This window comes from Candidatus Borrarchaeum sp. (assembly GCF_019058535.1).
GTDB classification, from domain to species: domain Archaea; phylum Asgardarchaeota; class Sifarchaeia; order Borrarchaeales; family Borrarchaeaceae; genus Borrarchaeum; species Borrarchaeum weybense.
Window position 1 is genome coordinate 1 of the sequence record NZ_JAHPYX010000183.1, and the last position, 8,890, is coordinate 8,890.

The following is an 8,890-nucleotide window of genomic DNA, read 5'->3' on the forward strand; positions in this document are numbered from 1 at the left end:
CTCCTAACCACAAAATGCTAGTTAAAAGAAATAATCGGCCAATGATTATTCAAGCTTGTCAAATTGTCAAAACAGATAAAATTGCCACAATAGGGAAATTATCCCTCAAGGAAACTTATTATTGTAATATCGATGATTTTGTTATAGATAACAGACATAACGTTACTAAACACGAAATTGATCACGATTTAGCATACTTTGTTGGACTGATGCTGGGAGATGGTTACTCTGGTGCAGAAACAAAAGAAGGTTTAATTTTTTATAAAGGCTCACCATCAATTGTTGGATTAGATGATGAAATATTTTCACATGTAGAAAAGGTCTGTTATAAACTGAATATTAGTTGCAGGAAATCAATAAACTCATTCGACACACCTATGCTTATTTTAGGGAAAAACAAATGGTTTCGAGAATTTTTAGTTAGATGCGGAGTTGAAAAAGGAGATCAGAAATATATTAATTCTGCTCTTATGAAAATGAATCTAGAAAAAACATCTTCTTTGCTAAGTGGTCTCTTTGATAGTGACGGATATGTCAACAAAGGAAGAAACATAGGGTTTAGTAATACATCAGAAAAGCTTGTGAAGCAAGTAAAAAAACTACTTCTGAGATTTGGAATAGTAAGCCGTCTTAGAAAACGAAAAGGTAGTTCAATAAAACTTCATAAAAAGGAATATGAAACAAAACCATGTTATGAACTAATAATCGCTCAGACACAGAGTTTATTAGACTTTCACAATTATATTAAGTTCAATGTTTCGAGAAAACAAAAAGAACTTAGTTCATTAATAGCAAAAATCAAATCAAATGTTCTGCATATATCCTGTTCAAAATGTAACTATAAGATTTTTAGATCTCTTTTTTCTGGCCGAACCGAGAAACAGAAAGAATGGGGAGAATTAAAGCATTCAATAATCTGTCTCTTGGGTAAGCAAGGGGAACTTGGGTCAAATGAAATTGAGAAAATCTTAGGTAAAAAACCTAGAAAGAAAGATAATCGAATAAACCAACATTATGAATTAATCAATAAACGGAAGATTGGTAGTGTTAGCAAGATCGAGTGGTTTTGGAGTCTTAATGAAATCGGTAAATGGATTTTCACAAATTTTCTTGTTAACGATAGAAATTTCGATGATTTTTTCAATTTAAAACATTGTCCTTTATGTGGAACAAGATTTGAAGGTAAAATAAGAGGTAACTGGAGAACTAATGATTTTTATGGTGATATCTTTTGGGATATCATTCGAGAAATTAAGTATGTCAAATCAAGCCAACGTGTTTTCGATATTGTTTTACCAAATCTTCCTGAAAATGATCATCTGTTTGTAGCAAACGGGTTTATTGTTCATAACTCAGCAGGTCTCAACCTTCCAGCAAGACGAGTTGTAATAAGAGATTATAAGAGATACAGTTTTAGTAGAGTAAGATTGGGAAACCTAGTAGAAATACCTGTATTAGAGTATAAACAAATGGCAGGTAGAGCTGGAAGACCAAAGTTTGATACTGTTGGCGAAGCCATTCTAATTTCCAAGTCAGAAGAAGAAAAAGATGAACTAATGGAACGCTATATAAAAGGGGATACTGAAAGAATTACCTCAAAACTTGCAGCGCTATCTTCTCTGAGAAGTCATCTTTTAGGTATTATTGCCACTGGTTTTGTTGATACAGAGGGTGACATTTACAAGTTTTTAGAGAGTACCTTTTATGGTCATCAATACTCAATGGAAGAAATTTCATCAATAATTTCTGATGTGATTGGCTTTTTAATTACAGAGCAGTTGATTGAATATAAGAATGGGAAAATTATTCCAACCAAATTTGGTAAACGGGTTTCGAATCTTTACATAGATCCCTATTCAGGTGCTATAATCAAAAACACACTTCAAGATTCGCTAGACAGAACTTTAACCGATTTAGGTCTCCTTCACCTCATTTGCTCAACGCCAAACATGCTTCAGTTCTATCTGAGAAAGAAAGACTACGCTGAAATGTTGTTCTTTGTAGAGGATAACTATAATGAATTGTTAATCGATGTACCAGATGAATACGATCCCGATTTTGAGTTTTTTTTGTCCAATATTAAGACAGCCAAAGTATTACTTGACTGGATTGATGAAGTAGAGGAAGAAGATTTATCTATGCGCTATTCTGTAAGTTCTGGCGATTTATTTAATTTGACAGAAGCAGCAGATTGGTTGCTTTATGCAACCCTAGAGATAGCAAAACTTTTCAAGTTAAAAGAACCACGAAAACTAGTTAAAACTCTCCGAACTAGAGTAAAATATGGCATAAAAGAAGAACTTGCAGAATTAGTCAACATTAAAGGTGTTGGGAGAAAAAGAGGGCGTTTATTGTATAAAAACGGAATTAAAACAATAGAAGATCTCAAAAAAGCTCCGATTAAGAAGTTGTTAAATATACCAACTCTAGGTAAATCGCTTCTTAGAGATATCTTTCAACAAATAGGACGTGAATTCGATACATCAGGTTTAGCACCAGAAGAAATCGAAAATAAAAAACCTAGTCAAACTCGTTTAACTTCTTTCTAATATTTTGTTCATCTCAATAGAAATCTTGTATTTTGCAAGAACCTAAAAAATAATCCTTATAGTAATGTTTATCATAAATTTATTAAATAGTGTCTCCTATTGAAGAAATACTCTCTTAATACCATTTTCTATGTATTTGGAAAGTTTTCACCTAGCAAACTATTGTAAATGGTGGAATCTGTGACAACAGGAATCGTTTATTCACCAGAATATCTTGAACATATACCTACCCGCTCTACCCATCCTGAAGCAAGAAGAAGACTAATTTTGATTAAGCAAATTTTAGATGAATATAATGTGTTTGCTAATCCATTAATTCAATTAATTGAGCCAAAAACAGCAACTCCAGAAGATGTGCTAGCCGTACATTCTGAAAAACTCTTCGAGCTTGTGAAACACACATCAGAAGAAGGTGGAGGTTATCTTGACCCAGATACAGTAGCATCACAAAGAACTTTTGAGATAGCGTTACTTGCTGCAGGTGGTGTAATAGAAGCTGTCGAACAATGTGTTCAAGGAACAGTTGAAAACTCTTTTGCAATAATACGCCCTCCTGGACACCATGCGACGAAAAAAAGAGCAATGGGGTTCTGTTTTTTCAATAATGTTGCTATTGCGGCGAATTATCTTCTGAAAAACCATGAAATGGATAGAGTTGCCATTTTGGATATTGATAGTCATCATGGAAATGGAACGCAAGACATTTTTTACGATTCATCAGAAGTGCTATATATCTCACTCCATCAAGATCCGTTGACTTGTTATCCTGGAACGGGCTATATTGAAGATCTTGGAGTTGGAAAAGGTCTTGGGTACAATGTAAACATTCCTCTGCGCCCTTTAACAACTGATGAACCGTATCTCTATGCTGTCAATGAAATTGCTGTTCCTATAATTGATCAATTCGAACCAGAGTTCATTTTAGTCTCTGCGGGCTATGATACTTACTATCGTGATCCTCTCACACATATGGCATTAACAACATATGCTTACAAAGAAATTTTCCGTACTGTTAAAGAACTTTCAACAAAATGCAAAAATAATGCTTTTGTTACAGCGCTTGAGGGAGGATACAGTCAAAGAGGTTTACAGATGGGTGTGTTAATTTCTATTTCTGAGATGGCAGGGCTTGGTATTGAGGTCGAAGAAGCACCTCCAGAAGAGAATCACGATATTAATTATGAATACACCCAAAAAATTGTAGCAAAACTCAAGAACTCTCTCTCTGCGTTTTGGAACTTCTAAATTTCACCAAATACAATACTTCTCATAGATTTTTGTAGGATATACAATAATCCACGGAACTATAATATCCCATGCTGATTGCACGGTATTCAGTATCAATACATATACTACAATTTCCATCAAAGGAGTTCCAAAAAGCAAACCAACGACAGCTACAACTAATGGAAGCATTATAGCAATTCTTACAAGAGTTGCGATTATTCCAGAACCAAACCAAAGTTTTGTGGAGGCAAAGTCGCTCCCAGAACACGATTCATTTTTTTTCGTGATTCTTAATGCTAAATATGGAATTATCATCATTGGAAGTGTAGCTGCTAACTTCATAAATGGTCCAATAGGGGCAAATGGGTCAAAAAACATTAAACCCATGGTTCCTGCTACACTACAGATTATCCCTGAACGAATACCAAAAATCAGAAAGCAGACCATCCAGACAATGCTGATTGGATCAAAGAGAGCGATGCCCCATGGTAATCTTGGAATAAAAGCAGCGGAAAATGAAACTACTATTGATAATGCACCAAATAATGCCGCGCCAGCAATTTCTAAAGTGGGGGAATAATATACTTTTGTGCCCATAAGTAATACATCCTAAATTCTTGAAGCAGCAGAGATAGAAGTTGCCTAATAAAGTTTGTGTTTCTACTCACGAATGAGTAGGAAAAATCTCATATCAAATAAAAATCCTTAAATATACCCACATTTTGCCATAAGTACGCACTTCTATATAATCTTAAATATGGGGCTGATTACTGGGGCCACCCCTATTCACAAAGAATATGGGCTCTATGTGGTCTAGCATGGTATGATTCCCGCCCGGGGCGCGGGAGATCCTGGGTTCAAAAAATAGGGACTCATTGTCTTTATTTGAATTTCCTGGCGGCCCCACCATCACCCATTTCCCACTGCAATGTAGATATGAGTATAGTAGGTTAAATCTATGAGTTTATCAGAAAAAGAAGTGGAGCATATTGCAGAACTCGCAAAAATAAAAATCACGGAAAAAGAAAAGAAACAATTCACAAAACAGTTCAATGAAATTTTGCAATTCTTTCATCAACTAGATGAGATTGATATCTCATTGATTAAGCCTACTTTTCATGTAGTTGATATTAAGAATAGGTTTCGAGATGATAACATAGAACCTACGCTTTCAAGCGACGAAACGCTTAAGAATGCTCCAAAAACAGAAAAGAACTTTGTTAAAGCACCAAAATTGTTCGATTGATGAGTTACCGTTTTTTTTGTAAAAAAATAGCCTCTTAAGATTTCACAGCCTCTTGAAATTTAGTTAGTACTTCATTGCAAAGCTCAGACAGTTTGTCAGAAGCATCAATAAGTGCTTCAGTTGGTGTTTTCTGTTCATTTGTTTTAATATAGAAGATTGGATTTGCATGAGTTGGATGCTCAATCTTGTATGAAACAAATTCTACATTATCATCCTCTAGTAATATGTTTCGTAATGCATTGCACAGTGTATGATCCTCACCTTCGATTTCAAATTCAAGACTATTGCTCTTTATCTTCATATCTAAAATATTTACTTTCATTTCCATCACCTACTAATGCCCTTCAATAAGGAGTGACATAAGAATGACCATAAAAATTCTGTAATTCATGAAATTCTTCTTAATATGACTTTAATCAACTATTCATAAATATGACGCAAGGTTACTCCCTGTTTACGGGGGAGAGGAATTGCGTTCTAAACGATATGCGTGTGAGTATAGTACATTCTTCTTTCTTACCGTTTTGTGTCAGACGTTTACCAGTCTCTGCACTGTGCAGGCTTAATCGCTTGTTGTGGGTATACCCGCCTATATAGCATAACCCATAGTTGCTATGCTTTACTAATGTGCCGCGTTTTAGCCCTAATGAGATTGTTCCGCCGTATCTCTTTCGTATGCCTCCTTGTGAACAGTTGTACCTATGTAATTGGCGTCTGTGGAATTGTAACGGAGTTACATAGTACAGACTTTTTGTGGTAGGATATTGTGTTCCGGTTATGGCGGCGGCTATTACCCAAGCGTCTATACAATGGGTCTCAAATATCGGTTTTGATTTACTTTTCTTCTTTTTTAATCCCAATAGTTCTCTCAACTTCTTTGTTTCGTTGCCTTGCGCTAGTATTACGGTTAGCTTCAGTTTTTGGAGTTCAGTATAGAAATACAACTTACCTACTTCTAATGGGCTAAAATTGGTATTCCATCTCTTCTGATAGTTCTTTGTAACAGCTTTAATATCTTCTACCACCGCATATTTGATAGGGATTATTGTGCATAATTGAGTGATAATTCTCAGTTTGGCATCCCAGCGGGCTTTGGTTGAAGGCGGTATTCTTGTCTGGTTTTTTAATCTGTTTTTCTTGCATTTCCTTCGGCGAGTTTTTCTTTTTCTTCGCGTCCTTCGTGCATTTCGCCTTTGTGCCACCTTCTTTTTCACCCAAGTTACCGCCTCAGACATAATATTGACTACGGTCTCAACATTTCCAACGACTGAGAAGCCTTCGAATTTCGTGCCCGGATCTACGCCGATGGCCAGTGGTTGTGTGACGGGGAGTTTAGGATCGAAATGTAACTGGATATAGAATAAGCCCAGTTTGTTGCGTTTCTTAGTGGCTTTATTTTGTGCTAAGAGTTTTCTGGCTTTCGAAGATGTACAGGGCATTAATGGGGTGCCATTTTTGCTGATGACAGGAACTCTACCGATTGCGGTCTCCCTGTCAGAGTCGTGTTTCCCTTCGACAAGGTATATCGGGCGTAGTCTATTAGTGGTAGACGTGGAATTGAGTGATTCTTCCGAAGTGGGCTGAACTAGGGAGGCATCCAGCCATTCTTGTAGCCCAATACACGTAGTTCTTGCAGAACTTAGTCTAGTCAATTCTTGCGTTGGTATCACCATCCCAAGCCCCGTCCTTCAGGGCGGGGTAATTGACAAATATGACGAACTAGATGCTTTCGTTATCGTCTATATGATTGCTTACGAATGCTTTTAAAAAGTTGTTTATGTTGACTGCAAAACTATATCGATCCTCTTCTTTTTTATCTTTTCTGATCATTCCGGATTCTAAAGCACGTTCAAGGATTGTAAATAGGTCTAAATCACTTATTACCGCAAGAACTGCTAATTGTTCACGGACAACTTTTGGTTTAATAAAAACATCAGTCTCTCTTATCAAAGAGTCTAAACTATGAATATAGTCAATTATTACCTGAAGTGGGGCATCACTTTTGATGAAATCTGAAGTGGAACTATCTATTTTATACCCTTTGTGTTGAAGCAGTTTTCGAAGTAATTCTACCCGAATCGTTGCTCCTGCTTCACGAAATAGAAAACCTATTTCGTAATTGAATAAACCCTGCCTATCTGGATAAAGCAGGCCCTTTGTTTGTTTCTGTATATGTTTAATTTCTGAGATAGCGAGCTTAACGTTTTCGCGCGATCCTGCAAGGCGCAAACGAATGTAACCCGGCTTTGCAGATAGATATAGATCTACAACTTTTATTCTCTCAAGCTGGTTAATAAAAAAAACACGTTCTTCGTTATTGCTAACCCTTATTACCATTTCCTTCTTGTATGTCCTTGCCAATCATTTCACTCTCTTGAGCCTGACCGTTTAAAGGAAAAATAAAATATATGTTAAGCATTAGCATTTGCACTTATTTTTGTTTTAAGTCACTGCAAGCTCAAATCGATAAATAATCCTCAGAAATCTTACGTCGTTCGACGTTCTCGCAATCCATACATTTCAATGTTGATCGTCCTTTTCTTTGTAAATACGCCCCACATCTTGTACATCTTGCTAATATACAACCAAATTGGTGTCCAACAGTTGATATATAGCATGGTTGTCTTTTGTCGTCTACAACGTGTGCTTTTACAATATCACCAATCCGGTATGCATCGGTCATGTTCTCAGTGTAGCTCTCACTTACGCAGCTTATATGCAACGTACCAGTCACTGGGGTATGTAATTCAGTGGAATCGATCTTTCCGATCGTAAGATCGACAAGTTGCTTTTTGGCATCTGAAACTTTGCCATAAACGATTGCCCCTTTAACAGGAGTGATTGGTTTATTATTTTTTGCGATGACTGAAATTCGTTTTGTCTTTGTATTGACATTAACATTTCCAATTATACTCGCTAAAATTAATCCGCCTTCTTCATACGTCCCGCTATCGGCAATAAATTCTTCAATTACTCCTAGTACATCACCAGGTACTACTAAATCTCCAGAATTGATTTGTTCTTTAACTTTCATCTATTTACCTCCTGAAACTGAATCTAAATTCTCTAAATCCTAACATAAAACAGTTTAAAGAATATGAAAATCGTAAAAGCTGTAATAAGGTAGCTATCCATTCCTTCATAAGCCATTTTCTGGATACTTCACATTATCCTGCATTTTTCAATTTTTCCTTCGTGTATGACAATGCAGTTTAATTTTAGAAAAAAACCTTACAAATATTATTAATCTGGTAAACTCTCTTTTTGCTCTACATGTCGATATATTTTTCTACTAATCACTTCCATAGTCTTTGGTAGCAAAATTTTTGATGTGAATGTTGTGCGAACAAAAAAATTGGATAAAAGGGGTACTATTGAAATAAAAGTCGAAAATCTAGACGACCTTTGGGTTTGTTACAATATTATTCTTTTTGGAGATTTTTTATCTGCTAGAACTACAAGACGAATTAAAAAAAAGGATTCTGATGAGGGTTCTGATAAGGGTGAGCGACGCCCCATATTCCTTGAGATCCAAGTCGAAAAAGTTTCTTATCATAGTTTTTCAAATAGATTACGTGTAACTGGAAAAATAGTTGCAGGACCGCAAGATCTTATCTCCTTAGGAGATTATCATACAATCAATCTAGAAGTCGGAACTCGTTTTAAATTAAGAAAAGACTTTTGGCCTAAGTATATGTTAATACGTCTGAAAAAAGCCGTTGAACAAATAAAAAGACCTCCTATTTTAATTGTAGCTATAGAGACAGGAGAAGCTTGTGTGGCTAGTTTGGGTGAGTATGCAACGACTATTCATGCTAATATTCACCATAGTATTACAAGAAAAGCAAGTGCTAAGCAATACGAACAA

Annotated in this window: 8 protein-coding genes and 1 pseudogene; 4 read left to right on the forward strand and 5 right to left on the reverse strand. The window is 35.9% G+C overall.

Features of this window, described 5'->3' with window-relative positions; genetic code table 11:
* Both QVB70_RS10805 and QVB70_RS10810 read left to right on the forward strand, forming a co-directional pair.
* Nucleotides 1-2,549, forward strand: a 2,549-nt coding sequence (locus tag QVB70_RS10805; RefSeq protein WP_287585997.1) for an LAGLIDADG family homing endonuclease, incomplete at its 5' end; no start/stop codon positions are given.
* A gap of 180 nt (nucleotides 2,550-2,729) precedes the next feature.
* Nucleotides 2,730-3,794: a histone deacetylase gene (locus QVB70_RS10810; protein WP_287586000.1), complete on the forward strand. Its 1,065-nt coding sequence runs from the start codon at nucleotides 2,730-2,732 to the stop codon at nucleotides 3,792-3,794.
* Nucleotides 3,795-3,797: 3 nt separating this feature from the next.
* Here QVB70_RS10810 and QVB70_RS10815 read toward each other — a convergent pair whose 3' ends face one another.
* The gene (locus tag QVB70_RS10815) at nucleotides 3,798-4,373 is read right to left on the reverse strand and encodes a hypothetical protein (protein ID WP_287586002.1); all 576 of its coding nucleotides are present in this window, start codon (nucleotides 4,371-4,373) and stop codon (nucleotides 3,798-3,800) included.
* A gap of 361 nt (nucleotides 4,374-4,734) precedes the next feature.
* Between QVB70_RS10815 and gatC the strand changes: the two genes are divergently transcribed.
* Complete coding sequence (gene gatC, locus QVB70_RS10820) at nucleotides 4,735-5,022, forward strand: Asp-tRNA(Asn)/Glu-tRNA(Gln) amidotransferase subunit GatC (RefSeq protein ID WP_287586004.1); 288 nt, start codon at nucleotides 4,735-4,737, stop codon at nucleotides 5,020-5,022.
* Between the two features lie 34 nt (nucleotides 5,023-5,056).
* On the opposite strand, the gene QVB70_RS10825 is transcribed toward gatC, so the two are convergent.
* From QVB70_RS10825 to QVB70_RS10840, 4 genes are all read right to left on the reverse strand, one after another.
* Nucleotides 5,057-5,344: a DNA-directed RNA polymerase subunit L gene (locus tag QVB70_RS10825; RefSeq protein WP_287586007.1), complete on the reverse strand. Its 288-nt coding sequence runs from the start codon at nucleotides 5,342-5,344 to the stop codon at nucleotides 5,057-5,059.
* Nucleotides 5,345-5,465: 121 nt separating this feature from the next.
* Nucleotides 5,466-6,695, reverse strand: a complete 1,230-nt coding sequence (locus tag QVB70_RS10830) for an RRXRR domain-containing protein (protein WP_287586010.1) — start codon at nucleotides 6,693-6,695, stop codon at nucleotides 5,466-5,468.
* A gap of 46 nt (nucleotides 6,696-6,741) precedes the next feature.
* Complete coding sequence (locus QVB70_RS10835) at nucleotides 6,742-7,383, reverse strand: DUF2067 family protein (protein WP_287586013.1); 642 nt, start codon at nucleotides 7,381-7,383, stop codon at nucleotides 6,742-6,744.
* Nucleotides 7,384-7,480: 97 nt separating this feature from the next.
* Nucleotides 7,481-8,056 (reverse strand): exosome complex RNA-binding protein Csl4, encoded by a 576-nt coding sequence (locus QVB70_RS10840; protein WP_287586015.1) that lies wholly within the window; start codon nucleotides 8,054-8,056, stop codon nucleotides 7,481-7,483.
* A gap of 306 nt (nucleotides 8,057-8,362) precedes the next feature.
* On the opposite strand from QVB70_RS10840, the pseudogene QVB70_RS10845 reads away from it, so the two are divergent.
* Nucleotides 8,363-8,890: pseudogene (locus QVB70_RS10845) on the forward strand (mRNA surveillance protein Pelota); the annotation flags it as partial.

Excerpts from the sequence above, each read along its gene's own strand:
- QVB70_RS10815 (WP_287586002.1), bottom strand. The coding sequence starts at position 4,373 with ATGGGCACAAAAGTATATTATTCCCCCACTTTAGAAATTGCTGGCGCG.
- gatC (WP_287586004.1), top strand. The coding sequence starts at position 4,735 with ATGAGTTTATCAGAAAAAGAAGTGGAGCATATTGCAGAACTCGCAAAA.
- QVB70_RS10825 (WP_287586007.1), bottom strand. The coding sequence starts at position 5,344 with ATGAAAGTAAATATTTTAGATATGAAGATAAAGAGCAATAGTCTTGAA.
- QVB70_RS10830 (WP_287586010.1), bottom strand. The coding sequence starts at position 6,695 with ATGGTGATACCAACGCAAGAATTGACTAGACTAAGTTCTGCAAGAACT.
- QVB70_RS10840 (WP_287586015.1), bottom strand. The coding sequence starts at position 8,056 with ATGAAAGTTAAAGAACAAATCAATTCTGGAGATTTAGTAGTACCTGGT.